General features: G+C 47.0%; 24 protein-coding genes. 23 read left to right on the top strand and 1 reads right to left on the bottom strand.

Annotation, left to right across the window (positions count from 1 at the left end):
* The first annotated feature begins 1 nt into the window (after position 1).
* Genes Q334_RS0108180 through Q334_RS0108120 form a run of 13 tightly spaced genes read left to right on the top strand, consistent with a single transcriptional unit; the run spans position 2 to position 12,726 of the window.
* A complete protein-coding gene (locus tag Q334_RS0108180; RefSeq protein ID WP_027312780.1) occupies positions 2–1,297 on the top strand; it encodes a hypothetical protein in 1,296 nt (431 codons plus the stop codon).
* Positions 1,294–2,232 (top strand): NAD-dependent epimerase/dehydratase family protein, encoded by a 939-nt coding sequence (locus Q334_RS0108175; protein WP_027312779.1) that lies wholly within the window; start codon positions 1,294–1,296, stop codon positions 2,230–2,232. The genes Q334_RS0108180 and Q334_RS0108175 overlap by 4 nt, the downstream gene beginning before the upstream one ends.
* A complete protein-coding gene (locus Q334_RS0108170; RefSeq protein WP_027312778.1) occupies positions 2,229–2,795 on the top strand; it encodes an SIS domain-containing protein in 567 nt (188 codons plus the stop codon). Before Q334_RS0108175 ends, Q334_RS0108170 begins: the two co-directional genes overlap by 4 nt.
* Complete coding sequence (locus tag Q334_RS0108165) at positions 2,789–3,787, top strand: GDP-mannose 4,6-dehydratase (RefSeq protein ID WP_027312777.1); 999 nt, start codon at positions 2,789–2,791, stop codon at positions 3,785–3,787. Before Q334_RS0108170 ends, Q334_RS0108165 begins: the two co-directional genes overlap by 7 nt.
* Entirely contained in the window at positions 3,787–4,932 is a 1,146-nt protein-coding gene (locus Q334_RS0108160) for a DegT/DnrJ/EryC1/StrS family aminotransferase (RefSeq protein WP_051527632.1), read from the top strand. Before Q334_RS0108165 ends, Q334_RS0108160 begins: the two co-directional genes overlap by 1 nt.
* Positions 4,929–6,050, top strand: a complete 1,122-nt coding sequence (locus tag Q334_RS0108155) for a DegT/DnrJ/EryC1/StrS family aminotransferase (RefSeq protein WP_051527631.1) — start codon at positions 4,929–4,931, stop codon at positions 6,048–6,050. The genes Q334_RS0108160 and Q334_RS0108155 overlap by 4 nt, the downstream gene beginning before the upstream one ends.
* A 1-nt stretch (position 6,051) precedes the next feature.
* Positions 6,052–6,711, top strand: a complete 660-nt coding sequence (locus tag Q334_RS0108150; protein WP_027312774.1) for a class I SAM-dependent methyltransferase — start codon at positions 6,052–6,054, stop codon at positions 6,709–6,711.
* A 17-nt stretch (positions 6,712–6,728) separates the two neighbouring features.
* The gene (locus Q334_RS0108145; protein ID WP_081414398.1) at positions 6,729–7,736 is read left to right on the top strand and encodes a thiamine pyrophosphate-dependent dehydrogenase E1 component subunit alpha; all 1,008 of its coding nucleotides are present in this window, start codon (positions 6,729–6,731) and stop codon (positions 7,734–7,736) included.
* On the top strand, positions 7,729–8,787 hold the full coding sequence (locus Q334_RS0108140; protein ID WP_027312772.1) for an alpha-ketoacid dehydrogenase subunit beta: 1,059 nt from the start codon (positions 7,729–7,731) through the stop codon (positions 8,785–8,787). The genes Q334_RS0108145 and Q334_RS0108140 overlap by 8 nt, the downstream gene beginning before the upstream one ends.
* Positions 8,788–8,804: 17 nt before the next feature.
* Complete coding sequence (locus Q334_RS0108135) at positions 8,805–9,656, top strand: 2OG-Fe(II) oxygenase family protein (RefSeq protein WP_027312771.1); 852 nt, start codon at positions 8,805–8,807, stop codon at positions 9,654–9,656.
* 3 nt (positions 9,657–9,659) lie between these two features.
* Complete coding sequence (locus tag Q334_RS0108130; protein WP_155888976.1) at positions 9,660–10,484, top strand: phytanoyl-CoA dioxygenase family protein; 825 nt, start codon at positions 9,660–9,662, stop codon at positions 10,482–10,484.
* On the top strand, positions 10,481–11,563 hold the full coding sequence (locus Q334_RS0108125) for a methyltransferase domain-containing protein (RefSeq protein WP_027312769.1): 1,083 nt from the start codon (positions 10,481–10,483) through the stop codon (positions 11,561–11,563). The genes Q334_RS0108130 and Q334_RS0108125 overlap by 4 nt, the downstream gene beginning before the upstream one ends.
* 2 nt (positions 11,564–11,565) lie before the next feature.
* Complete coding sequence (locus Q334_RS0108120; protein WP_027312768.1) at positions 11,566–12,726, top strand: 2OG-Fe(II) oxygenase; 1,161 nt, start codon at positions 11,566–11,568, stop codon at positions 12,724–12,726.
* A 28-nt stretch (positions 12,727–12,754) separates the two neighbouring features.
* Here the strand turns inward: Q334_RS0108120 and Q334_RS0108115 are convergent, their stop codons facing one another.
* Positions 12,755–13,771 carry an FkbM family methyltransferase gene (locus tag Q334_RS0108115; protein WP_027312767.1) on the bottom strand — a complete coding sequence of 339 codons (1,017 nt, stop codon included), beginning with the start codon at positions 13,769–13,771 and terminating at the stop codon, positions 12,755–12,757.
* Positions 13,772–13,856: 85 nt separating this feature from the next.
* Between Q334_RS0108115 and Q334_RS0108110 the strand changes: the two genes are divergently transcribed.
* From Q334_RS0108110 to Q334_RS0108065, 10 genes are all read left to right on the top strand, one after another.
* Positions 13,857–14,942, top strand: coding sequence for a sulfotransferase (locus Q334_RS0108110; protein ID WP_027312766.1), 1,086 nt, complete (start codon positions 13,857–13,859; stop codon positions 14,940–14,942).
* Positions 14,939–15,205 carry a nucleoside-diphosphate sugar epimerase/dehydratase gene (locus Q334_RS0108105; RefSeq protein WP_027312765.1) on the top strand — a complete coding sequence of 89 codons (267 nt, stop codon included), beginning with the start codon at positions 14,939–14,941 and terminating at the stop codon, positions 15,203–15,205. Before Q334_RS0108110 ends, Q334_RS0108105 begins: the two co-directional genes overlap by 4 nt.
* An 8-nt stretch (positions 15,206–15,213) precedes the next feature.
* Complete coding sequence (locus Q334_RS0108100; protein ID WP_027312764.1) at positions 15,214–15,735, top strand: adenylyl-sulfate kinase; 522 nt, start codon at positions 15,214–15,216, stop codon at positions 15,733–15,735.
* On the top strand, positions 15,725–16,477 hold the full coding sequence (locus Q334_RS0108095; protein ID WP_027312763.1) for a class I SAM-dependent methyltransferase: 753 nt from the start codon (positions 15,725–15,727) through the stop codon (positions 16,475–16,477). The genes Q334_RS0108100 and Q334_RS0108095 overlap by 11 nt, the downstream gene beginning before the upstream one ends.
* Positions 16,478–16,485: 8 nt before the next feature.
* Positions 16,486–18,810, top strand: coding sequence for a PEP-utilizing enzyme (locus tag Q334_RS0108090; protein ID WP_211249518.1), 2,325 nt, complete (start codon positions 16,486–16,488; stop codon positions 18,808–18,810).
* Positions 18,807–19,400 carry a gamma-glutamyl-gamma-aminobutyrate hydrolase family protein gene (locus Q334_RS0108085; protein WP_027312761.1) on the top strand — a complete coding sequence of 198 codons (594 nt, stop codon included), beginning with the start codon at positions 18,807–18,809 and terminating at the stop codon, positions 19,398–19,400. The genes Q334_RS0108090 and Q334_RS0108085 overlap by 4 nt, the downstream gene beginning before the upstream one ends.
* Before the next feature lie 9 nt (positions 19,401–19,409).
* Entirely contained in the window at positions 19,410–20,150 is a 741-nt protein-coding gene (locus Q334_RS0108080) for a phosphocholine cytidylyltransferase family protein (RefSeq protein WP_027312760.1), read from the top strand.
* A 6-nt stretch (positions 20,151–20,156) separates the two neighbouring features.
* Positions 20,157–21,875 carry a hypothetical protein gene (locus Q334_RS0108075; RefSeq protein WP_027312759.1) on the top strand — a complete coding sequence of 573 codons (1,719 nt, stop codon included), beginning with the start codon at positions 20,157–20,159 and terminating at the stop codon, positions 21,873–21,875.
* Between the two features lie 71 nt (positions 21,876–21,946).
* Complete coding sequence (locus tag Q334_RS0108070; protein ID WP_155888975.1) at positions 21,947–23,647, top strand: hypothetical protein; 1,701 nt, start codon at positions 21,947–21,949, stop codon at positions 23,645–23,647.
* Entirely contained in the window at positions 23,644–24,693 is a 1,050-nt protein-coding gene (locus Q334_RS0108065) for a zinc-binding dehydrogenase (RefSeq protein WP_035461137.1), read from the top strand. The genes Q334_RS0108070 and Q334_RS0108065 overlap by 4 nt, the downstream gene beginning before the upstream one ends.
* Positions 24,694–24,697 lie beyond the last annotated feature (4 nt).

Raw genomic sequence — 24,697 nt, 5'->3', positions numbered from 1 at the left:
GATGGTTGACGTTTGCGCCAAGACGGTTGTCTATGGCACGGGAGGCGCCGCCTCACAACTTTTGGCTAACCATGGTCAAAGCCTGGGCGAGGTGTGTTTTGCTGCGACCCAGGGTGGTGGGGAGTTCATGGGCCAGCCAGTGATGGGGCTGGAGGAATTAGCCGCATCGGGACTCAGCCGGATTATTATTGCTTCCACTTACCTCAACGCGATTCTCACTGCGTTACAGCAGCATGGCATTCCTCTGACCCAGGTTGCCTGGTACTTCCATGAGGAAGACCGCATTCTGGAAGCCGATGAAATCGGCATTAACTTGCTGGATCACGAGCAAGTCCTTTACGCCTTTTATGATCTGGCCATGAATCCCTCGACCTATGACTCCGCTGTGTTTGCCGCCCGAGCAGAAATGGAGCGTCAACGTCTGGGCAAACAGGGTATTCATTTTGTGATTGTGCCTTCATTGATTGCAGGGGGGCGACCTGGAGACCTATGGCGCTATGGTGGTATGAGTGAAGTGCACTGGCGCCAGGATTATATCGTCGCTGGGGTCTTTCGCTTGTTGCCAAGTTGTGTGGGCTGTAGTCGTCTGGCCTATCGCCAGGAAGCACGTGCGCTGCAAGCGCGTGCCAGTGCCTGCTTCCCAACAGACTATGATCTTGACCATCCGCAGGATGAGCACAAGATGACTTTGCTCTATCCAGCCTGGCAGGCGGGAGGAGATCCCCTGTGTTTACAAGCCCCCCCCAAGGCGCTTGAACAGGTGCGTCAATGGCTGATACCGCAAGTAGGTGGTCGCAAACTGCTGACCCTTACCATGCGCGAATATGATTACCAGCAAGGGCGTAACACCCAGGTCGAGGCTTGGGCCAGCTTCTTTGCCAGTCTGGATCAGCAACAGTATGCAGTGGTGATTGTTCGGGATACGGATAAGGCACTGGCGCCGTTACCATCTGCATTGCAGGGGTATATCAGCTTTCCTCAGGCCAGTTTTGATGTGAACTTCCGTATGGCGCTTTATGAGCTGGCCTACCTTAACCTCACCATCAACACTGGCCCTTCGGCATTAATGTATTTCTCCAAGGTGCCTTACCTGATGTTCAAATGGTATTTACCTGAATATTCGGTTACTTCGGCAGAGTTTCACCGTAGCCGCTTTGGCATGGAAGTGGGGGAGAATTTCCCCCCCGCCAAGCCCTGGCAAAAGTTTATTTGGGAGCCTGACCAGCAGGATGTGATTGCAGCAGAATTTGCTGCCTGGGAGCAGGCCCATGAGCAAAAACAAGAGGTTGTCTTATGAAGCATGTATTGGTTACAGGGGCTTGTGGTTACAAAGGCAGTGTCCTGGTACCCAAACTATTGGCCGCCGGCTATCAGGTGACTGCCTTGGATACTCAGTGGTTTGGCAACTTCTTACCTGAGCATGCAGCCCTAACGGTAGTGAAAGGCGATGTGCGTCATCTCCAACAGGTACCCTTGGAGGGCATTGATGCCATTATTCATTTAGCCTCCATAGCTAATGATCCCTGTGGTGATCTTGATCCCAAGTTGACGTGGGAGGTCAGCGCGCTGGCTACCATGCAACTAGCCGATGAAGCGGCACGGCGTGGCATCAAACACTTTATCTATGCCTCTTCTGGCAGCGTTTATGGTGTGAAAGAGGAAGATCAGGTGACGGAAGACCTCAGCCTGGAGCCCATCTCGGAATACAACAAGACCAAGATGGTGGCGGAGCGAGTGATGCTGTCCTATGCCGATCGCATGTGTGTGCAGATTGTGCGCCCAGCCACGGTTTGTGGTTTGTCACCGCGTATGCGCTTGGATGTGTCGGTCAATATGCTGACGGTTCAAGCCCTGAAAAATGGCCGTATCACCGTGTTTGGTGGTGATCAGACCCGACCTAATATCCATATCGATGACATCACCGATCTTTACCTGTTTTTGCTGGATAACCCGCAGGTGACAGGGGTTTATAACGCTGGCTTTGAAAATATCTCCATCATGGAGATCGCTCAACATGTGGTTGAGCATGTCGGTGCGGAAATTGTGGTGACGCCATCGAATGATCCTCGCTCTTATCGGGTGAACTCCGACAAGCTCTTGGCGACTGGCTTTAAGCCGAAAAAACGAGTTGACGATGCCATTCGTGAAATCGTCGATGCTTACCGCTCAGGCCAGCTAGAAGACCAGGAGCGATGGTACAACCTCAAGTGGATGCAAAAGGAGGTGCTATGAGCGCCTTTTGTCAAAGCTATGCAGATCGCCTTTCATCAGTACTCGCCGCAACGGATTGGAGTCCGGTAGAACAACTGGCGGAGGAATGCCGTCGTTTGATTCGTGAAGGGAAACAACTTTACATCTGTGGCAATGGTGGCAGTGCGGGTAACGCTATGCACTTGGCGAACGATTACCTGTATGGAGTCAGCCCCAAGCAAGCGAAAGCCTTGCGGGTCGAGGCCTTGAGTGCCAACAGTGCTGTACTGACCTGCCTCGGCAATGATTTGGGTTATGCGGAAATTTTTGCCCGTCAGTTAGAGGTAAAAGGCAACAGTGGCGATGTGTTACTGGTGCTGTCAGGCAGTGGTAATTCCCCCAACATTCTTCGCGCCTTGGAAGTCGCCAAAGCGAAAGGCATGGTGTCCTACGCCTTACTCGGGTATAGCGGTGGCAAGGCTAAAGCGATGGCTGATGTCGCCATTCACTTCCCCTTGGACGATATGCAGATTGCGGAGGATTTACAGCTCATTGTCGGCCACATGCTGATGCGTCTGCTTAATGACGAGGGCATGGCATGCTAAGCGGTCAACGCCTACTGGTGCTGGGAGCTAACTCCTTTGCTGGTTCCTGCTTAGTGAAAGCTGCTTTGCAGGCGGGCATGGCTGTGTTGGGTATTAATCGCTCGGCGGAAAAGAGCGCGGCCTTTCATCCTTATCGGGCCTTGCCTGAAGCAAGTCACTATCACTTTCATCAGCTGGACTTGAACCAGGACTGGCCTGCTATTGCAGCACTGATCCAAGACTGGCAGCCACACTATGTGGTGGACTTGGCTGGGCAGGGCATGGTGGCAGAGAGCTGGCAGCAGCCCGAGCAGTGGTACCAGACCAATGTGGTGAGTAAGGCGCGTCTGTTATTGCTGTTGAAAGATCTTTCGAGCCTGAAAAAATACGTGCGTGTTTCCACCCCAGAAGTCTATGGCAGTACTGAACAGCTGATTGACGAGCGTCAGCCTTATAGTCCGAGTACGCCCTATGCTGTGAGTCATGCGGCGATCGATATGCACCTGCAGGCGTACTTCCGCCAGTACGACTTTCCAGTCGTACTTACCCGTTTTTCTAATTTTTACGGGCCAGGGCAACAGCTGTATCGCATTATTCCGCGCACTATGATCTATGCCCGTTTGGGGAAAAAGCTGCCGCTACATGGTGGTGGTAAAGCTATCCGTGCCTTTATTTATGGCGAGGATGTGGCCAGCGCCTTGTTGGCGGCGTTGGCCAAGGGAGAGCCGGGCCAGGTTTATCATTTCTCGACAGATAGCTTCGTCAGCATTCGTGAACTGGTGGAGCGAATTCTGGCCTTGCAGGGCATTCCTTTTGCCTCGGTGGTAGAGGTAACGGAGGATCGCCCCGGTAAAGATTTACGTTATTTGATGTCTGACCAGAAGGCTCGCCAAGAGTTGGGTTGGAGCGAAACCTTCAGTTTGAAGGCGGGACTGGAGCAGACTTTGGCCTGGGTCAACACCTACTGGGATGACCTGATTCAGCAACCTCTGAACTATGAGCATAAGCCCTAATGGCCACCAATTTTTACCCTGAACAATATCAGCGCACGGGTGTGTATCCGATCAATCACAATTACCTGCCCCAGCAGTTTGCCGATTATGAGGTGATGTTGGCTAAGGTCGCCGAGGTAGTGCGCCAGGGGGACTTCACCCTGGGAGCGGCAGTTGATCGCTTTGAGCAGGATTTTGCTCAGCGCAATGGCGGTCGCTTTGCCATTGGGGTAGGCAGTGGAACGGATGCCCTCTTTCTTTCCCTGAAAGCGTTGGGGGTGGGAGCAGGGGATGAAGTCATTACGACGCCCTTTACCTTCTTTGCTACGGTGGGGGCTATTGTCACGGCAGGCGCGCGGCCCGTCTTTGTCGATATTGGTGCTGACCACAATATCAATGCCAGCCTGATTGAAGCGGCAATCACCGAGCGCACCAAGGTCATCATGCCAGTGCACTGGGCTGGGATTCCTTGTGATATGGAAGCCATTATGGCGATTGCCCAACGTCATAATTTGAAGGTAGTGGCGGATGCTTGCCACGCTATTCAGGCACGCTATCAGGGAGAACTGATCGGTAAATGGGCCGATGTGTCGTGCTTTTCTATGCATCCCCTGAAAAACCTCAATGTTTGGGGGGATGGAGGGGTGATTCTGACCGATGATGAGTCCCTTAACCGCCAGCTTTCGTTACTGCGCAACCATGGCTTACGCGATCGTGATCACTGTGAAGTCTGGGCCTATAACTCACGTTTAGACACGATCCAGGCGGCGGTGGCGCAATACCTGCTAGATGAGCGAATTGACCATATTACCGCGCAGCGAGTTGCCCATGCTGCTTGGCTAGATCAAGCTCTGGCTAGTTTGCCCCAGGTGACCTTGCCAAGCCGTGACCCCAGTAAAGTGGGAGTGTTTCACCTCTATATGGCGCGTTTTGAGCGTCGAGATGAGTTGCAGCGCTTCCTTCAGGGCAAAGGGATCGATGCCAAGGTGCATTACCCTATCCCAATGCACTTGCAGCCTGCGGCGGCGCCCTGGGGTTATCAGCCAGGTGATTTCCCCGAGGCTGAGGCCTTAGCCAACTCTTGCCTGTCTTTGCCAGTGCATGAGTTCATTAATGACGAGCAATTGGCCTATACCTTCGCCTGTATTCAGGAGTTTTACTCATGATGCGTGTGCCCTTTGTTAACTTGGGTGCTCAGTTTGAGCAGCTTGAAGCAGAGCTGACGGATGCTTTTGTCAGGGTTGGGCGTAGTGGACAGTATATTCTCGGGGATGAAGTCAGCCGCTTTGAGCAAGGTTTGGCAGAGGTGTGTCAAACCAGTCAGGCAATCAGTGTAGCCAACGGTACCGATGCCCTGGTATTAGCCTTGAAGGCGCTCAACATTGGTCCTGGTGATGAGGTGATAACCGCGCCTAATTCTTTTATTGCCAGTGCCGGTGCCATCGCAGCAGTGGGGGCCGAGATTCGCTTTGCCGATGTGGGGGAAGATTACAATCTTGATCCCATCCAGGTTGAACAAGCCATCACGCAGCGTACTAAGGCAATCATCGTAGTACACCTGACTGGTAACCCTGCGGATATGGATGCCTTGGCGGCGATAGCCCGTCCACGCGGTATTGCTCTGATTGAGGATGCGGCTCAAGCCATTGATGCTAGTTACCGTGGCAGAAAGGTAGGGAGCCTAGGTGATATCGCCTGTTTTAGCCTGCACCCGTTGAAAAACCTGCACCTGATGGGGGATGCAGGCTTTATCAGCACCTCCAATGAAGAATTAGCCGAGCGGATGCGCTTACTCCGTAACCATGGCCTGCTAAACCGGGATGAGGCTCAAGAGTGGGCGATGAACAGCCGTCTGGACGCGCTCCAGGCTGCACTGGGCAACATTAAGCTTGCTCACTTGTCCCGTTGGACGGCGCGTTTTCGCGAGATTGCGCGCGTCTATCATCAGCATTTAGCCGAGGTTGTGCACTGTCCCCTGCACCGGACCGAAGACCAGCCGGTTTATCACAACTTTGTCATCCAGGTCGATAAGCGCTCAGAGCTGATGCAGGCTTTGGCGGAGGTGGGGGTGGATACCAAAATTCACTACCCTATCCCATTACACCTGATGCAGGCAGCTAAACAACTGCCTTATCAGCGTGGAAGTTTTCCGGTAGCCGAGCGCCAAGCTAGCCGAATTCTTAGCCTACCGATTTACCCAGAACTAACCGATGCCCAGGTGGACTATGTGGCCACCCAGGTGGTGCAGCAGTGCTTGCGTCTTGGCATCGTTAAAGGAGCATAAGATGGGTCAGGAAATTGACTTAATGGTGAATTACCCACGTACCAAGCGGAACGTGGATGAGCGGGGCATGGAAAAAACGGAAGAAGACCGTGCTATTGCCCGTCAATTTGGACGAGAGTTTTTCGATGGTGATCGCAAAACGGGTTATGGCGGCTTCCACTATATGGCCCGTTTCTGGGAGCCGGTGATTCCAACCTTCCAAGCTCATTTTGGCTTGACTGCCAATAGCTCCGTACTGGATGTCGGCTGTGCGAAAGGCTTTATGCTCTATGACATGCAGCGTTTGATTCCCGGGATTAGCGTAAGGGGTATCGATATCTCGGAATATGCCATCACTCATGCCAAGGAGGAGGTTAAACCCTTCCTGCAGGTGGCGGATGCGCGAGCACTACCCTTTGACGACAACAGCTTTGATGTCGTCATCTCTATTACGACGTTGCACAATCTGGAAGAAGAAGAGCTTGCCGTGGCGTTACAGGAAGTGGAGCGGGTTGCACGTAAAGGCAGCTTTATCACCCTGGATGCTTATCGTAATGATGAAGAGAAAAAGCGCATGGAGGCTTGGAACCTAACGGCCAAAACCATGATGCATGTGGATGAATGGAAGGCTTTCTTCAAAAAGGTTGGTTACACCGGTGACTATTACTGGTTTATTCCCTGACAGCTTTAGGTAGTTTTATGACTCAGCCTGCGTTAAGCCTGATCCCCTCTGACAACCATGCTGGCTTGTTACGGATGCTCTACCTGATCCGAGAGGTGGAAGAGGAAATTGCCCGACGGTATCCAGAAGGCAAGATGCGCTGTCCAACACACCTGTCGATTGGGCAAGAGGGTGTGCCGGCAGTGATGTCGGTCTTGCTCAACCAACAGGATTTAGCGGTTAGTACTCACCGTAGCCATGCACATTATTTGGCTAAGGGAGGTGATCTTACCGCGATGCTGGCGGAAATTTATGGTCGGGTAGGCGGCTGTAGTGGTGGCCGTGGAGGCTCCATGCACCTGATCGATGAGCGTGTTGGTTTTAAAGGTAGTACGGCAATCGTCGGTAATACCATCCCAATTGGAGTGGGCTTGGGGTTGGCGTTAAAAATGCAGCAGGCTGAGTCTCAGGTGGCAGTGGTTTACCTGGGAGATGGGGCGATTGAAGAGGGCGCCTTTTACGAGGCGGCTAACTTTGCGGTGGTGCAAAAACTGCCGGTGCTTTTCGTCTGTGAAAATAACCTTTATTCGGTGTATTCCTCATTGCAGGTGCGTCAACCGCAAGATCGTAAGATTGCCGAATTAGCTGCCGCATTAGGGTTGAAAAGTGCGGCGGGGGATGGAAATGATCTGCCTGGTTGCTATGCGACTATCGCTCCGCTTCTAGCACAGGTACGCGCTGGACAAGGGCCTGCTCTGGTTGAGCTGGCGACGTATCGCTGGCGTGAGCACTGTGGACCTCACTATGACAATGACCTGGGCTATCGCAGTGAAAACGAGTTTTTGCAGTGGCGGGCTCGTGACCCGCTGAGCTTGTTTGAACAACGCCTTCAACAGGAAGGACAGTGGCGTATGGAAGACTGTCTCAAACTGCGTGTGGAGGTGCAGCTACAGGTACAACAAGCCTTTGCGGATGCTGAGAGTCAGCCCTATCCCGCGTCTACTGAAGCCTATACCCAGGTGTATCGGGAGAATCTGAATGGCTAAGCAAGTGCTCACCTATGCTGAGGCAGTCAATCAAGCCATGCATCAAGCGATGGAACAGGATGCCAATGTCTTTTGCTATGGTTTAGGCGTCGATGATCCTCGTCGTATTTTTGGTACTACTGCGGGTTTAAAAGAGGCCTATCCTGAGCGGGTATTTGATATGCCTACCGCTGAAAATGCTATGACAGGAATAGGCATTGGTGCGGCTCTACAAGGCATGCGGCCTGTGATGGTGCATCAACGACTCGACTTTTTCTTATTGGCGATGGATCAGCTGGTCAATAGTGCTGCCAAGTGGCATTACATGTTCAATGGTCAGCGCCCCGTGCCCATGGTGATTCGTTTAATTTTAGGACGAGGATGGGGGCAGGGGCCGACCCATTCGCAGAGCCTACATGCCTGGTTTGCCCATATCCCTGGCTTGAAGGTGGTGATGCCAACCAGCCCCGCGGATGCAAAAGGGCTGCTATTGGCGAGCATCTTTGATGATAACCCAGTGGTTTTTCTGGAGCACCGCTGGCTGCATCATCAACGCGGTGAAGTACCTGAAGAAGCTGACTTCCGCATTCCCCTTGGCCAAGCCAAGGTGTTGCAGGAGGGCACCGATATCACCCTGGTCGCTCTGTCCTATCAATGTGTCGAAGCCATGCACGCAGTGAAAGCCCTGCAGCAGCAGGGAGTGAGTGCAGAGTTGATCGATCTGCGTACCGTTAACCCGATCGACTGGGCAACGGTTTATACCTCTGTGCAGAAAACGGGGCGTTTGTTGGCGTTGGATACCGGGGCGATCACTTGTTCTGTCTCCGCTGAAGTATTGGCAAGGGTGACAGAGCATTGTTTCTCTGCCCTGAAGTGCGCGCCTAAACGGTTAGCCATGCCGGATGTACCCGAGCCCACTAGTTATGGTCTAACCCGCAGTTTTTACTTTGGTGCTCAAGAGATTGCCCAAACGGTTTGGCACATGCTGCACGCTGAGCCAAATGACTTTTTACAATTAGCACGTCAGGGACACCATGATGTACCAGGCGACTGGTTTACGGGACCCTTCTAAGGATGCGTGAGGTCAACATGAGTTGGGCTGAAAACTTCGTTCGGGATGGCTTTGCCGTAGTGGCACTGGAACAACAGGATGGCATCAAAGCGATTCAAAGTCTGTGCTTGGATTACCTGCGTCAATACTTCCAAGATGCTCAAGTAGACTTGGAAAATTATCACCAAGTGGTGAGTTCAGATGAACAACACCGGGGCATTCAGTACCAACTCTTTGAGCGGTTGCACGCGAGTGGCTTGCATCAACAAGTGGTAGAAGCCAATTTGCCGTTATTTCGCAGCATTTTTGGCCCCGATATTGATATTCAGGTCAAACCTTATCTACGCATAGCACGCCCTCAGTGCCCACAGGACAACATAGGTTTTCATTGGGATACCTTCTACGGTAATAGTGCCTATGAAGTGTCCTGTGTTTTTCCCCTAACCCATAACAATGCACAGGGGGCACTACAGTTGGCGCCTGGCAGCCAACACTGGCCATTAGCCAGCTTTGAGCAACAATTTGCTGCGGAGGTTGGTAAGGGTTCGATGGCCAATCAAATGGGCTTTTTGTATGCGCCTAAAATTATCAAAGATCTTGATTACTCTAAGCTGACTCCGGTGGTGATTGAACCAGGGGAAATGCTGATGTTTAGCCTGGGCGTTCTGCACGGGCAGGAAGTAAATCAGGATACGGCTTGTCGCTGGTCAGTGGATTTCAGACTAAAGGCCGCTTATGCCCCAGTATCCAAATACCTGAAAGAAGGTTACTACCGTCGACTCTGCGCCTCTGTCGTGAGTCAAGTGGCCCAGGATTACTACCGAGACAAAGTAACAGAGGCAAGTGATCTGGTTTGTAAGGCACTTCCTAAGTTTGCAGTAGATCAATGAGTCATGGATACAAAGCAGGCAGGATGTCGAGACAGTCATGCTGATGAGATGCAATCCATGCAGATACTAAAAGCAATTAAGGGACCGCAGGGCTATTTTGATCAGCTTTTTTTAAGTCAAGAAGAGTTGGACTGGATGCGCCAACAAGTACGGCTGCAGTGGCAGGCACGTATCCTTGAGCTCCATCCTCAACTTGTGACTGTGCTCTCTCAATATGATTTGCCTTGTTACCATCAATTGCTCATGGATTACCCGCAGTTAGAGCACCGCAGACTGTGGAATAAAAATTCGCGTATCTTTACGCCTGCTGTAGTCGAGCACATCCGCCAAATGCCGTTCTTTCGTAAGCTGGAAGCGGAACTGGGGCCCGTCAAAATTGCAGATGAAGAACGCCTTTACCCAGAAGAAATATACTGGCGCTTAGCTCGCCCAGGGGTAGCGGAAGATGTCGGGCCTATGCATGCCGATAGCTGGTTTTGGGCACTTGGCCACGGCCGCATTCCTCCTGGATATGTGCGAGTGAAAATTTGGATTCCTCTGTACCTTGATCCGGGACTAAATGGGTTGCGCTTTGTGGCCGGGTCCCATCGTCAAACCTGGCCTTATATCGGGATAGAGCGAGATGGGTTGGTTAAGCCACAAATTCAGGTGAGCGATGATGAGTTGGACATCACCCCTTTCGCTGGTCAACCAGGGCAGGCCATTCTGTTTAATGATGATTTGTTGCATGGGGGATTGGTGGGAGGTCAGCAATCCCGGGTGAGTGTGGAGTGGACCTTGTTTGTGGAAAAGTCCTGCTACGAGAGTGCGAAGAGGGGTGTAATGTGAGTTCAGTGGATGAGGTTATTTCTCTTATTGAAAAAGGTTTTTACAAAGATGCAAAGTTTATCCTTGAACGTCTCGACCCTAAAAGAGATGTGAAAGGCTACATACAGGCTAATTTGGCCTACTATGACGCTGTAGAGGATAAAGAAAGTTTTCTCCTATATTCAAGTGTATTTAATGAAATGGGTGAGAGTGGCCAGGATTTGGTGCTAAAGCAGATAAGGTTTCTTGATATAAATAATGCTCATGAAATTAAAAGGCTATATGGGAATGAGTTGGGGGAAGTGAAAAAAGATGTTTATGATTATCTTGCATCAACTTTTCCAGTAAAGCGCTTTTTAAATGTTGGTGGTGGGCGATTTGTTTATCCTGAGTGGTATAACGTAGACATTAATGCAGATGAAAACTACGCAATATTTAATGATTTTTCTGGTGTTGAAAAGCTTCCCATTGAAAATTCGAGTATTGAGCTTGCATATACATCCCACTGTTTAGAGCATCTTAATGATGCGCAGGTTGATTTTGTTTTTCGAGAAGTTAATCGAATTCTCCACTCCTCTGGAGCATTTTTAGTCAAAATACCAGATTTCGATTGGTTGCTTGAAAAATGCAAAATTAATGATAAGTCTGCATTTTCCGATGAGTTATGGAACTTTCCTTGTGCTACTCAGACATGGAAAAATTCAGGTGTGGAGGACACTATAGAAAATAGATGTGCATATCTTTTTTGTGGGTATTGGAACGCTGCTTTTGGTAATTTATTTGATAAGTATGATGTAAATGCTGAAGGTGCTTATAATGGGCCACCGAAAATTGAAGAAGATGTGCTCAAGCAATGGATTTGCTCAAGTTCGCCAAAAGAGTTTGTTGATTTGTTAAGGAAGCTAGTTAAAGAGCGTAAGGGAATCACATTTAATCATCAAAATGCTTGGTCTGTTGAAGAGTTGGAAGTAGTGGCTAAAGGTCATGGGTTTAACCTGCTTTCTGTTGACAGAGATAAGATTGTAAAGCGCTATAGCTATGTTCCCGGTATTAAGGAAATGTACGCTATTAGTGCTTACTATTTATTTGTTAAGGAGTAGTCATGGAGTGCATTAAAAGCTGGAATGAGTATTTTTGTCTTTTAAGACGCTGTGTGACCGATTGCTCAAGTAAGTCAGAGTTTAAAGAGCGAGGCTTTTATACTGATTACCTTGACCGAAGTAGTGTGGAGCTATTGAAGGAGCAGGTGGACAAACTTAATGGAGTAAAATTTTGTAGCTGGGACCACTTAGAAAATTACTCTTTTAATAATCTTGACTGGATGGGAAGGGGTTATGTAAATAAAAATTTTTCCTTTAAGCTGCTTTCAGAAGAGTTCTGTTGGCATTTGAGTGATGTACTCGAGAGTATGCAGCCACTTGTGTCTCAGCAAATAGGGCATAATTTTTCTATTGTATCTACAAGAGTCTGGGAGCAGTACCCACAACCACAGCGGAGTCAGGATTCCTATTCTCTTGGTTGGCATACAGATGATTTTCCAGAAAATTTTTATAAGATTCTGATATACCTCACTGAGCTAAATGAACTATCTGGGACAACAAAGTTAAGAGTTAAAGGGCAGGAGATTTCCCTTGTGGGAGTCCAGCCAGGTAGGTGGGTTCTATTTGATCCGACTGCCATAGTGCACAAAGGAGAACCACCGGTAACGAAAGGTGAGCTCAGGGCAACAATCGAAATTACGATTAGACCATCCTTTGTTAATGATTTAAGAGTTTTGGATTCCGGGGTAAATTCAAAAATTCCTATATATCCATGGTCTGCTAGAAGTAGTGCTGTGCTCGCTAAAAGAAAGCATTGTATTTATAGTTTAGAGAAAGAAAGTGCGGTTTCAGGATTTTTAGGTGATGACATGAAGAGAGTCGAGGTTTTTGGGGGGGGTCCGCAAGAATATTTCAATAAAATTCATGCGCTCATTTCTTACTTAAATAGTAAGGACAAGGTGTGGGTTTATGGATTGGGAAGTGTAGCTAAAATATTTTTACCTCATATTGTTGAAAAGGTTGAAGAAGTGGTAGATGTTGGGATGGCCACTAAGATGTGTAAAGAGATTGGCAAAACAGTATTGCCTGCTGATGACATGCTTCGGTCAACAGATAAAAATCGAGTAATTTTTGTTACTCCAATAGGAAGGAAGAAGGAAATATCTGCATTGTTGGAAAATGTTATTTGTCAAGAAGTGGTATATGCAGAGGATTTTCTTTAATCTTTAAAGAGGGCGCTGGCCCTCCTTATCAATGTTTTGGAACAAGAGCATAGTTATAGGAGCTATTTTCCTGTTCGGGATGGACTTGTAAAGAACTCCAATCTTTTATTTCTCTTTGCGTGGAGAGCTTTATAAGAGTATAAATTCTCTGTAGCTCGTCTAGCACTTGAATATACTCATGTATATGACATGGTGTATTTTCAAAAACGATTATGGGTTGATGTCTTTTTATGGTTTTTAGGCCGCCCTTTAGAATTTTTAGATCAAAACCCTCGGCATCAATCTTAATAAAGTTAGGCTCAATTTTGTGTTGCTGGCAATATTCATCCAAGGACGTAACAGGAATAGTATGAGTAACAAAGCTTTCTGTTGACCAACTTTCAGAAACGCTTACATCAAAGGTTGTAGAAGTAGCCTCTTTGGTAAATAGGTCTTTATAAAGGGTAAGCTCGCCAGCTTTATCAGACATACCAACCTGATTTAATATAATTTTACTTTTTTCACAGAACCTAGCTTTCAGAATGGCAAAGTTGTCAGGGTCGGGCTCAAACAAATGGACTTCTTTGCTAAACAATGCAAGTAGTGTTGAAAACTTTCCTACATTGGCTCCAATGTCAATTGCGCAATTAATTATTTTTCCGCTTTTTTGGCATAAATTTAAAATAAAGTTTTTCACCTCTTGGTCGACAACATAATGCGCGTCTTGAAAGAGGTGGTTTCCAAGCCATATTTCAAAGCTCGGAGTGGCGTTTGTTTTAAAAATCTCCTCTAAAATTTCGGACTGGTAAGATGAGGCGATGATAACGGCAGTGTTACTCTGAATCTTTGTCAGGAGATGGGCTAGAGATATGCTCTCTGATCTGGGGCTTGGCGATGTTTCAATGAAACCTCGAAACTTATCACCTTGACCGTCTGCTGTGATGAGTTGTTTTATGTAAGAGCCGATTTCCCCAGCACCATAAATGTATATATGGTCATAGTCCTTCAGCTGAAGATCGGGAAGGGTAAGTAGCTGTGCCGACTTTTCTAGTTGAATATTGCGCATGTAGAAAAAGCCTTTTCTATGAGTGGACTTGGGTAAGGATGATGCGCTAACTTTTGTGGGTTGTAAATGGATGGATTAGGGGGACATGATGAAAGTTTTGGGTATCGTCTTTTATAATCGTAGCGGGTCTATGTTAGTGTCTAGCATGTTGGATAGCCATCCCTCCATTCTGACTCTACCTCCCTATATCCTGAATGGTTTTTATAGTTTTTGGCGAAATGAAGTAGAAGATCAGGACTCTTTTTCCAATGTTTTGAACAAATTTTGCTATTATTTTGCGACTCTCTTTGATGTATATGGTGGGAATTCTGATTTGTATTCAAGAATAGATGCACCTCAGGTTATGAATTTGTGCTCATTCAATTCAGGAAAGGGGATGACTGTTTCTGAGAAAAATTTTAAAGAAAGTTTAAGCGGATTTTTTTTAGATTTTAAGGAAAGGGGTTTTTCTAACCGTGCCTCATTCCTTCTTTCCCTGCATGTCTCTTTTGAAAATTTATATCTTGGGAGAGAATGGAAGTCTGCAGATGATGGTTTATGTGCATGCCAGTTGCATTCTCCAGATCAAGTGTACTTGCTCGATTTTTTAGAAGACTTTCCTAATGCAAAAATTTTGCATGTTATAAGAAATCCTATTATTTCCCTTGGGTCGCATATTAAACATTATATAAATGAATATGGGTTTAATGAGGAGTATTTGTATGGGATGTTGCGACAGATGCTGTATTCTGGTACTCCGATTAATGGTGACTATGACAGTATAAAAGGCTTTAAATTTGAGCAGCTCCATGCTGAGCCAGAGTTGACAATGCGAAGAGTGGCTGAGTGGTTAGAAATTGATTGGCATCCTATTTTATTGAAAAGCACTTTTGGCGGCGAACCTTGGGTATACATTAACAATGGTGAGAAAATATCAGGGTTAGGAAATGTGGCGGCGAATCGATCACATAATGATTTTTTCTCTGATCATGATAAGGCGGTGCTATCATACTTGACACGAGACAAAATGTTAGCCTGGGGCTATCCTTATATTGAGAAAAAGGTAGAGCTACCTGATATCTTTGATTTTGAGAAGATTGTTGTTGGTTATAGATCGGCAAGAATATCTAACTTAATTGGTTTTGTTAAAGATAATTTTGACATTCTTCCTAAGCCGGTGAGGTTGATATGATTTATATATATGGGGCTGGTGAAGGAGGTGAGAAGTGCTTAAAGTATTATCGCTTCTCTGAAGAAGTTCTAGGTTTTATTGATTCTGATATTGGAAAGGTTGGTAGTTTTTTTTTGGGTAAGCCTGTACTTTCTATTAATGATGTCCCGAAAAAGGGTGTGAGTATTATTGTTGCCTCGTCTTATTATTCGGAGATTGTGAAAGATCTTACATTGCAAGGCTTTGAGAGAGATAGCATAAGAATTTTTCCAGCTGTTCTTTAGGAAGGAAAATGAGCTGCATTTGGATAACTGGATTACCGGGCGCGGGAAAGTCAACCCTAGCTAAGGCTATAGCCGAAAAAGTTCGCAGCAACGGGGTTAATCCTATTGTGCTTGATGGCGATGACCTTCGTGGAGCTTTATTGCATTTTCAGCTGGGATACGAGAAGGAGGATAGAAAGAGGCTAGCCTTCTTCTACGCAAAATTGTGTAAGATGCTTTCAGATCAAGGGCATTTTGTAATATGCGCAACTGTATCAATGTTTGATATGGTTCGTGACTGGAATAGGGAAAATATTCAAGATTATTATGAGGTTTTTCTTGATGTTCCATTAGAGATATTAAAGATTAGAAATCAGAAAGGATTGTACTCTTTATCTGGGAAATTTTCGGGTGGTAGGGTGCCTGGTATGGAAGGAGAGATTGAGTTTCCAAAGAGTTCAGATTTTGTTGTGGCTGGGGAAAACCAGCCTGATATATTTAGTTTGGCAGAAGATATTATAGGATACATGAGGGGGGGGAATGAAAACTGAGTGGGATTATACTGGATTAGCAAAAGCCTATATTAAACGACCAGAATATTCTAAAGAGGCATTGCAGCAATTTTATCAATTATCGTCTCTGCATTTAGGTAGTAGGATATGCGATGTAGGTGCTGGGGTTGCCCATTTAACATTGGAGTTATTAAGTGAAGGGTTTACTGTTGATGCAGTTGAGCCCAATGATGACATGCGACATTATGGCGTGATCAGGACTCAATCATGGGAGAATGTCACTTGGTATGATGGTGTTGGAGAAGCGACAGGGCGTGAAAGTGGTGTGTATGACGCAGTTACTTTTGGATCATCTTTTAATGTTTGCGATCAACAAAAGGCACTGTTAGAAGCAAAACGTTTATTGAAGCCAAAAGGCTGGATTGCATTGCTTTGGAATCATAGAGATTTAAATGATCCGGTTCAGAATGCTATTGAAGAAATTATTAAATCGAATGTGTCTGACTATAGTTATGGTAAGCGTAGAGAGGATCAGACTGAAATTATAGAGCAGTCTGGTTTATATGAAGGTGTACACTTTATCTCTGGTAGTGTTACTCATCGATTGAGTAAGGAAGATTTAATTGAGGCGTGGCGCTCTCATGCAACTCTAGCGAGACAGGCAAAAGATAATTTTATTGATGTGATAAAACTTATAGAAGAATATGTAAACTCTCTCGAAGAAAGTGAAATTATAGTTCCCTATACGACAAGAATGTGGGTTGCGCAAAGCAAGGGATAAGAGTGGTGATGATGGTAGAAAAGCGGATTGTATTTGAGACCAAGGCTTCAACGCTAGAGAGTGTTGGAAAAGTTATACAAAAGGCCAATGTGCTACCTATGGTCCGCTTTTCTGTCAAGGCTTGGAGGTGCGACCCTAACTGTTATGTTAATAGAATTCTAGAGAGTTTTGGTGAAGTCCCACTAGTCGTTAGGTCAAGTGCGCTAGATGAAGACACATATTATGGATCGAATGCTGGTGCATACTTATCATTAAAAAATGTTCAGGGCGCGAAGGAAATACATGACGCGGTAGGGAAAGTAATAGATTCATACGAAACTGATAGTGGTGATAATGAGGTTTTTGTGCAGCCACAGCTAGTAAATGTCAAGCTAGCGGGAGTGGCTTTTTCACATGATCCATCAACAGGCTCTCCATATAGAGTAATTAATTATTCAGATAAGGGGGATACTGATCTTGTAACATCAGGCATGGGGTTGGCAAGAACGAAAGTTATTGCTGCTGGAAAAGCCTGTGGCATTAAAGAGTTTGATGATATTGTCTCTCTCTTGGAGGAGCTTGCTGATCTTGTCGATTTTGATTCATTGGATATTGAGTTTGCTTGGTGTGCAGACCCATTTGAGTTGTACTTGTTACAAGTGAGACCACTTAATGTTAATAGTGGTTGTGTTAATGATTTTATTCATAGCAGATTATTGTCTAGGATTCATAGACGAGTCACTCAGGTACAGCAACCCCATGTATTTTTATATGGAAGCAGAACTGTGCTCGGTGTTATGCCGGACTGGAATCCTGCTGAAATAATTGGGGTTAGGCCGCGCCCATTATCTTTGTCTCTTTATCAAGACTTAATTACAGACTCTATTTGGGCCTATCAAAGAAATAATTACGGATATAAAAACTTACGAAGCTTTCCTTTGGTTGTGAGTCTTGGTGGGCAGCCTTTTGTGGATGTGCGTGTTTCTTTTAACTCTTTTTTGCCAAAGGAAATTGAGGGCAGGTTAGCTGAACGTCTTGTTGATTATTATATTGATTCATTAATAAAAATGCCTGCATTGCATGACAAGGTTGAGTTTGAGATTGTTTTCTCTTGTTATTCATTTGATCTTGATATGCGCTTGGCTAAGCTGATTGATCATGGGTTTTCAAATTTTGAGCTGGCTGAACTAAAAAGAAGCCTGTTGTTTTTGACAAACAAAATTATTGGTTCTGAAAATGCCCTGTGGTTGAGTGATGCTAATAAACTTAATAGCTTGGTTGAAAGAAGAAAGCGGGTTTTAGACTCTGAGCTTGATCCTTTGTCAAAAATTTATTGGCTTTTGGAGGATTGTAAGCGTTACGGTACGTTACCCTTTGCAGGCTTGGCTAGAGCTGGGTTTATCGCAGTTCAACTCTTGCGATCTCTAGTAAACGTGGGGGCTTTTACAGAGCATGACTTTCATGCATTTATGCTAAGTATTAATACAGTTAGTAAGCGTATGGCACATGATTTTCACTGTAAAAGCAAAGAGGATTTTTTGTCCGAATACGGTCATCTCAGACCAGGTACCTATGATATCTGCTCTCCCCGGTATGATGAGTCTCCAGCTCTTTATTTTTCACATGTTGATTGTGCTTATATACCAGATTCGTCACCAGAATTTTGTTTAACTGCTGCTCATCGAAATAAAATTGGATGTCTTTTGATTCAGCATGGATTGAATGTGAGCGTTGATGAGTTGATATATTTTATTAAGTCAGCGATAGAGCTTAGAGAGTATTCTAAGTTTCTTTTTACTAAGAATTTGTCAGATGCACTTGCTCTTTATAAGCGTTGGGGGCAAGGGTTAGGTTTTTCTGTAGAAGACTTATCATATTCTGATATTAAATGTGTGCAGAAATTGTATTCTGGTTGGGACGATCCTTATTCTTTACTAGAAGATTCTATATCTGAGGGAAAAAGGAGATATCGTGAAAGTTGCCAGTTGTGGCTACCCTCTCTGATTACTAAACCAGACGATGTCTATAATTTTGAGCTGACGGAGTGTGAGCCTAACTATGTTACTTTAGGGCAAGCTAGGGGGGATGCTGTGCAAGCAGAGCCGGGAAAAAGCCTTAATGGTAAGATAGTTTTGATAAAGAGTGCTGATCCTGGATATGACTGGGTATTCTCGCATGGTATTGCAGGTTTGATAACAGCATATGGTGGTGTCAATAGTCATATGGCAATTAGAGCCAATGAACAAAATATTCCAGCTGTTATTGGAGTGGGTGAGGCTCTTTTTTCTTCTTGGAGTAAGGCAAAAGTAATATCGATAGATTGTGCGGCTAAAAGAGTTGAAGCGTTAGTATGAAGCGAGTGGTATACACACAGCGCATGGATATTTATTCAGAGCGAAATGAAGTTCGTGATGCTTCTGACCAAAAATTGGTGCAATGGCTGTTGTATGCAGGCTACTTACCTTTTCCTATTCCTAATGCTATTAGCATTGATAATGAAAAGCTTCAGAGTTGGTTGCTATCTATTAAGCCGGAGGCATTTTTGTTAACAGGAGGGGGAGATGCCTCGGAACGGAATTTGCGTTTTTTGCTAGAAAGAAAGCTACTGGTTTGGGCTGAGGGTAATAAGATTCCTGTTTTGGGAATATGTCGTGGAATGCAAACTATGGCAGTTTTTTCTGGGGCAAATCTTGAAAGGGTTTCGAATCATGTTGCGCTTCGGCATAGGCTATGCGGTGAAATAGAACAAGAGGTGAATAGTTTTCATCAATATGCTTTAACCCAGTGTCCAGCAGACTATAGAGTTCTTGCTACATGTCAGGATGGTGTGATCGAAGCCATAGAGTCGAATAAGCTGCCATGGCAAGGATGGATGTGGCATCCAGAGCGTGAAGATCCATTTCAGCAGGATGATGTTTTACGGTTGCAAAAGCTTTTTGGTTAGGAGGCTATTATGAAAGCGATTATTCTAGCAGCAGGGCGCGGCAGCCGTATGGGGACTATAACTAATGATGTCCCCAAATGTATGCTGAAAGTGAATGGCATGAGTTTATTTGAGCGGCAGCTGACTTCTTTACGTTTGGGTGGGTGTGAAGATGTTGCCGTTGTTACGGGATATCTAGCAGATAGATTTTCGGGATTTTCTGGTAGCCAGTTTCACAACCCAAAGTGGAGCTCCACTAATATGCTGCGCTCTCTTTTTTGTGCGGATGAATACCTTTCTGAATACCCCTGTATTATTAGCTATGCTGATATTTTCTACTCATCTGCTGCAGTTAAAAGTCTAGCCGAAAGCTCTGCGGATATTGCTGTTCTGTATGATGAGAACTGGTGGCAGCTATGGAAGAGAAGGTTTGATAATCCTCTAGATGATGCAGAAAGTTTTAAGCTTGATGATCAAAATAAAGTGATTGAAATAGGCGATAAAATTGCTTCGCATGAAGAGGTTGATGGCCAATATATGGGTTTAATTAAAATGACCCCAGTAGGTTGGCAATTGGTTAAAAAGTTATGTACAACATTTAGTGATGAAGAAGTGGCTAAAATGCATATAACAGGTATGTTGCAGCAGTTGATTACCAAAGGGTCAGGGTGGATACAGGGTGTCCCTTACAATGGGGTGTGGGGTGAAGTTGATACAGAAAGTGATTTAAACCTTTATAACCAAGACGCCCAATTTCATAATTATGAGTAGTGAGTGATGATGCACTCTTTTAAAGAAAACCTTGTTGCTTCTTGTGAGGCTTGCCATATAGAGGATGCATATTGGCTAACAGATAAGATTGATTTCCTGTTACGGCTTTCTCACTACGATCGAGTGCAAGCTATTATTGCTACAGCTAGTGTCGAGGAGCTACGGCAGCTTTTGGGCAATGGGCAAACTGATACGTTGGTACTGGGCCCTTGCCCGGATTATGTCGAGTCAATATTGCCTTATCTGCAGGCGGCATTTCCCCGGATAGTGTTGCTGGATAATTTAAAACAGGGTCGGGTTTGGCAGGGTATCAGTATTTTGCCTGCTGATGAGTTGCCAGAGCTGGAAGTGGAAAAAACAGGGTACTTTATCCCGACTATCACAGAAAAAGTGATCGAACTATTTCAGCAGCGCTTTCCTGCTGAGCACACGATAACGATTGCCGATTTGGTCCATCGATACCTCCCCTTACCTCAATCCCAGCAACAGGTGGAGGAGGCTTGTCAAAGTATTGAGCAGCATCCACAAGCGGTCATTATTGTCAGTCAATATTTCACTACTACCTGGATTGAAACTTTTAGGGCCCTACGTGAACAAGGCCGCAAAGTGATTTGGCTAGGCGGGTTGTCACAAAATTTGGGCTATTCCATTATCAGTGTGGATCAGGTACCTGCTGATGTGAGTCATCTGCTGACTTTTCCGCAGTTATTGCAGGTTTTGCAGCAAGTTAAGCTCAGTGATCAACGTTTGTTGATTAACATCGAAAGTTATATTCATCCTCAATGGAATATGCGCCGCGCAGCTTATTGCTATCTCAGTGGTGCGGCTTTGTCAGCGGTGATTGCCCAGTGGCAACCGAGAGCGGTGCAAGTACAGATGCTCTATGACCCGATTAAAGGTGGGTTGGATGAAGTCGAGTGGGATGCTGTTACGGCCCGGGCATATCGCCAGATGATGCAGCGTTGTCAGGGGGTGATATACAGCTCTTCGGTGGAGGAAATGGGGGCTTTTGTTGAGAATGCTCTGATCCCTGAGGTGCCTAGGTTGCATCTTTATCGTTTTGGTCATGCAAGTCCTGCGCTGGAGCAGGAGCGATATGAAGATGGCTTTCATCTTGCTGCCCTGTCGATGCTGTTTAGTGAGTTTAATGAGCCTTCGCGTGCTCCCTTGGCTCAAGTGGCCAGACAAGTGTTGGAGCAGGGGATTTATTTGCACTATTACGCCGGCATGTCTCCAGCAACTCGCGCTTTTATTGACACCCTGCCTGACTCAATTAAGCCCTTTTTAATTGTGCATGAGCCGATTCGTGATCCTGCAGCCTTAGTGGAGAGTATTCGGCGTTGTCATGGTGGCTTTGCTCTGTCTTATCACCAGATGTTTTACAAAATATCGACCCAGTGCACTGATCTATTCATGCAGGAGGCTTTTAAGATGTTTGCCACCACCTCGGTCGCTACCTCTTCACTGGTGTATGCGGCGGCTGGGTTGCCGGTCTTGGCTTCAAGGGATTTCTGGGGCTATCAGCGTCTTTATCAGGGTAGCTTGTATCAGATGGAATTTTCCGAGGTGGGGCGTCTGGCGGCAATCATGTCTTCTCCCCAGTGGCAGCAGCTTTGTGATCAGGCTTGGCAACAGCGCCATCGCTATGATATCCGCCAACATGTGGGGCGTTTGCAGGATTTTTTAGCACAGCTCCAGGCTCCCGCGATATCGGGAGCAGGCTAATGCAAGCACAGGACATCACGCGTTTTAGATTGCTTCCCACGCGAGGGAGGGAATGTAGTGGCCATCGAGATGTGCGTCCCCTTGTGGATGAGTTGGGCCATCTGACCGCCCCCTATGCCACGCTACCAGAGGCTTGTCTGGCGGAACCAGCCCCTTATTTTGACTACGTAGGGGAGCAGCTGCGTCAGTTTTGGGCTGCGCCTCGTCATCTTGAAATTGCACTGGCTTATCTTGCTGAATACCTACCGTTTCAGCGCTTTGCTATCTATCCCGGTGGTGCATTGGCTCAAGCTTTTTTGCAGCAAGCGGACAGTCGGGTCAGGGAAAGGGTGGTCTGTGTGCTGGATCGAGCAGCCAAGGCCGATAGCCAATGGCAGGGTCTGACGAGTATTCGGCCAGAGCAGTTATTGGATGAGCAATGGTTGCAGCGCGTCGAGGGCGTGTTGGTATTACATCCTAGTCGTGAGCCCTTATTGCGACAAAATTTGGCTGATTTAGGGATTGCCGATGCCCAGGTAAGGGGCGTGTTTACCGAGCCGGAGTTTTTAGCCTGGTGGCAAATCCATAAGGAAAAATGGCTGCAACCCCAGTGGTTAGGGTGTTTGGAGCAAGGGGCACTGCCTCCCGCTCAGGTTAAGCATGTAATCGTTACAACTAATCCTGGGATTAGCATTATTCAACAAGCCGAGCTTACCCAGCTGTTTCCCGTCGCTGAAACACAGGTCTTGTACCTGGGCAACCCTAACTTTTTCGCCGGGATGAAAACCCCATATCCTTGTCTGAACCTATTTTGCAGTCAGGATGCACTGCGCTACTGCATTGAATTTTTTCAGCCCGAGTCGATCCATGTGGCGAGTGTTCATGCGGATAACTATCTGGCGATGTTGGTTAAGCAGGCGTTTGCGCATCTACCCATCAGCCATGAGATTTATGACTGGTCACTGTTTTATAGCAATCACTTTGTGGAGCCTTTGCACTCTGCCACCAGCGCATTGGTTGATGCCGGACGGATAGGGGAGTTGTACAGCCTGCGCCATTTGCCATTGCTATTAAGTAAGCGCGATGGCAAGGCATGGCGTGCCATCTTGCAGGAGGGACAGGCGCAAGCGTCCTACCAAGTCTATTTTCACAACTTTACTCTTCATCCTGTCAGCCAGCCCGTACGCAAGGGGGGTAAACCACGTCTGGTTTACGCCGGACCAGTTGCGCCGCTGAAGCGTCCAGAAGAGTGGCCGATTTACGAGTTTGGTCCCCTACTGGCGATGCTGGCGGAAGATGCTCGCGTGCACTTTGAAGTGTATAACTCGCTGCACCCTAATGAGCGTGAGGATGAGTTGTTTAGTGAAGAAATGCGAATTTTTGCGCAAGGCTATCACCGCTGCCAGCCACTCGCCGAGTTATTGCCACAACTGGCAAGCTTTGATTATGGTTGGATGTGTCTAAATACCCTGGATTATTTACGTCGCTGTCCTGACGTTAATCTCGTTCACTCCGCCCGCTTAATTGGTTATATCACGGCTGGGATTCCGGTCATTGTCGATCGTACCTGGCGTGCAGCGGTTGAGCTGGTTGAGCGCTTTAATGCTGGCATGGTCATTGATTTGGATGCCTGCTCTCCACAGCAGTTAGTTGAGCATGTATTGCAGGGCTGGCAGCCAGAAGTGCACCGCCAAGGGGCCTTGGCTCTCCGCGAACACATGCGTCAAACCAATGCCAATACCCTGGTACAACTTTCACATTTTCATTTAAACGGGCTAGGTGGATGCCAATGATTCCTGAGACCTTCCGTGCGGCCGTGCTGACTGAGCTGGGTCAACCTTTACAGATTATTGAGCAGGTTAAAGTGCCGGCATTAAAGCCGGGACAGGTGCTGGTACGCCTGCACTATGCTGGCCTTTGTCATAGTCAGGTAATGGAGGCTCGTGGCCATCGTGGTGCCGATCCTTATTTGCCCCATATGCTTGGCCATGAAGGCAGTGGTGAGGTGCTGGCAGTGGGTTCGGCTGTGACCAAGGTTAAGCCAGGTGATCAGGTGGTATTGGGGTGGATTCGGGGACAAGGTGAAGAAGCTGGCGGGAGCCAGTATGAGTCGCCGATTGGTACCATCAATGCCGGTGGGGTAACGACCTTCAGTGAGCTGACCGTTGCTTCCGAGAATCGTTGTGTGCCTCTGCCTGCTGGGATTCCGATGGACTTAGCGGTGCTCTTTGGTTGTGCTCTGCCGACAGGAGCGGGGATGGTGATGAATCAGCTTAAACCTGAACCGGGTGCTCGGGTAGCGGTACTGGGCCTGGGTGGGATCGGGCTGAGCGCTTTGATTGCCCTGCAGTTATTTAGTCCTGCTCAGGTGATCGCCATTGATGCCGAACCCGCCAAACTGGAGTTGGCCAAGCAGCTCGGCGCGACGGATACCCTGAGCGCGGGGCCTGAAATAGTTGAGCAAGTGCGTGGCTTAACTGGTGGTTTAGGGGTCGATTACTGCCTGGAGGCAGCCGGCTCTGCCCAAACGATTGAACAGGGTTTTGCCATGGTGAAGCGGGGTGGGGGACTCTGTTTATTTGCCTCTCACCCGCCTGCAGAGCAGCGGATTAGCCTGGACCCCTTTGAGTTGATTTGCGGTAAACGCATTCAAGGCAGCTGGGGAGGCGCAAGCCAGCCGGATCAGGATGTGCCGCGTTTGGCTGAGTTGTTTGTGCGCCAGGGCTTTCCTTATCAAAAATTACTGTCCCATAGCTTCTCACTTGAGCAAATTAATGAGGCGCTGGATGCTTTGGAACGACGGCAACTGGTGCGGGCTTTGATCCGTATCAGTGCCTGAGTTT

The organism is Balneatrix alpica DSM 16621, assembly GCF_000619885.1.
Taxonomy (GTDB): domain Bacteria; phylum Pseudomonadota; class Gammaproteobacteria; order Pseudomonadales; family Balneatricaceae; genus Balneatrix; species Balneatrix alpica.
This window is presented reverse-complemented; position numbering and strand designations above follow the sequence as displayed.

What these genes read in the sequence shown, in the direction of transcription:
- Q334_RS0108065 (WP_035461137.1), top strand. Translation starts at nt 23,644, where the DNA reads ATGATTCCTGAGACCTTCCGTGCGGCCGTGCTGACTGAGCTGGGTCAA.
- Q334_RS0108105 (WP_027312765.1), top strand. Translation starts at nt 14,939, where the DNA reads ATGATTTATATATATGGGGCTGGTGAAGGAGGTGAGAAGTGCTTAAAG.
- Q334_RS0108175 (WP_027312779.1), top strand. Translation starts at nt 1,294, where the DNA reads ATGAAGCATGTATTGGTTACAGGGGCTTGTGGTTACAAAGGCAGTGTC.
- Q334_RS0108170 (WP_027312778.1), top strand. Translation starts at nt 2,229, where the DNA reads ATGAGCGCCTTTTGTCAAAGCTATGCAGATCGCCTTTCATCAGTACTC.
- Q334_RS0108165 (WP_027312777.1), top strand. Translation starts at nt 2,789, where the DNA reads ATGCTAAGCGGTCAACGCCTACTGGTGCTGGGAGCTAACTCCTTTGCT.
- Q334_RS0108130 (WP_155888976.1), top strand. Translation starts at nt 9,660, where the DNA reads ATGGATACAAAGCAGGCAGGATGTCGAGACAGTCATGCTGATGAGATG.
- Q334_RS0108080 (WP_027312760.1), top strand. Translation starts at nt 19,410, where the DNA reads ATGAAAGCGATTATTCTAGCAGCAGGGCGCGGCAGCCGTATGGGGACT.
- Q334_RS0108160 (WP_051527632.1), top strand. Translation starts at nt 3,787, where the DNA reads ATGGCCACCAATTTTTACCCTGAACAATATCAGCGCACGGGTGTGTAT.
- Q334_RS0108100 (WP_027312764.1), top strand. Translation starts at nt 15,214, where the DNA reads ATGAGCTGCATTTGGATAACTGGATTACCGGGCGCGGGAAAGTCAACC.
- Q334_RS0108120 (WP_027312768.1), top strand. Translation starts at nt 11,566, where the DNA reads ATGGAGTGCATTAAAAGCTGGAATGAGTATTTTTGTCTTTTAAGACGC.
- Q334_RS0108115 (WP_027312767.1), bottom strand. Translation starts at nt 13,771, where the DNA reads ATGCGCAATATTCAACTAGAAAAGTCGGCACAGCTACTTACCCTTCCC.
- Q334_RS0108155 (WP_051527631.1), top strand. Translation starts at nt 4,929, where the DNA reads ATGATGCGTGTGCCCTTTGTTAACTTGGGTGCTCAGTTTGAGCAGCTT.
- Q334_RS0108090 (WP_211249518.1), top strand. Translation starts at nt 16,486, where the DNA reads ATGATGGTAGAAAAGCGGATTGTATTTGAGACCAAGGCTTCAACGCTA.
- Q334_RS0108150 (WP_027312774.1), top strand. Translation starts at nt 6,052, where the DNA reads ATGGGTCAGGAAATTGACTTAATGGTGAATTACCCACGTACCAAGCGG.
- Q334_RS0108180 (WP_027312780.1), top strand. Translation starts at nt 2, where the DNA reads ATGGTTGACGTTTGCGCCAAGACGGTTGTCTATGGCACGGGAGGCGCC.
- Q334_RS0108095 (WP_027312763.1), top strand. Translation starts at nt 15,725, where the DNA reads ATGAAAACTGAGTGGGATTATACTGGATTAGCAAAAGCCTATATTAAA.
- Q334_RS0108135 (WP_027312771.1), top strand. Translation starts at nt 8,805, where the DNA reads ATGAGTTGGGCTGAAAACTTCGTTCGGGATGGCTTTGCCGTAGTGGCA.
- Q334_RS0108140 (WP_027312772.1), top strand. Translation starts at nt 7,729, where the DNA reads ATGGCTAAGCAAGTGCTCACCTATGCTGAGGCAGTCAATCAAGCCATG.
- Q334_RS0108085 (WP_027312761.1), top strand. Translation starts at nt 18,807, where the DNA reads ATGAAGCGAGTGGTATACACACAGCGCATGGATATTTATTCAGAGCGA.
- Q334_RS0108110 (WP_027312766.1), top strand. Translation starts at nt 13,857, where the DNA reads ATGATGAAAGTTTTGGGTATCGTCTTTTATAATCGTAGCGGGTCTATG.
- Q334_RS0108075 (WP_027312759.1), top strand. Translation starts at nt 20,157, where the DNA reads ATGATGCACTCTTTTAAAGAAAACCTTGTTGCTTCTTGTGAGGCTTGC.
- Q334_RS0108145 (WP_081414398.1), top strand. Translation starts at nt 6,729, where the DNA reads ATGACTCAGCCTGCGTTAAGCCTGATCCCCTCTGACAACCATGCTGGC.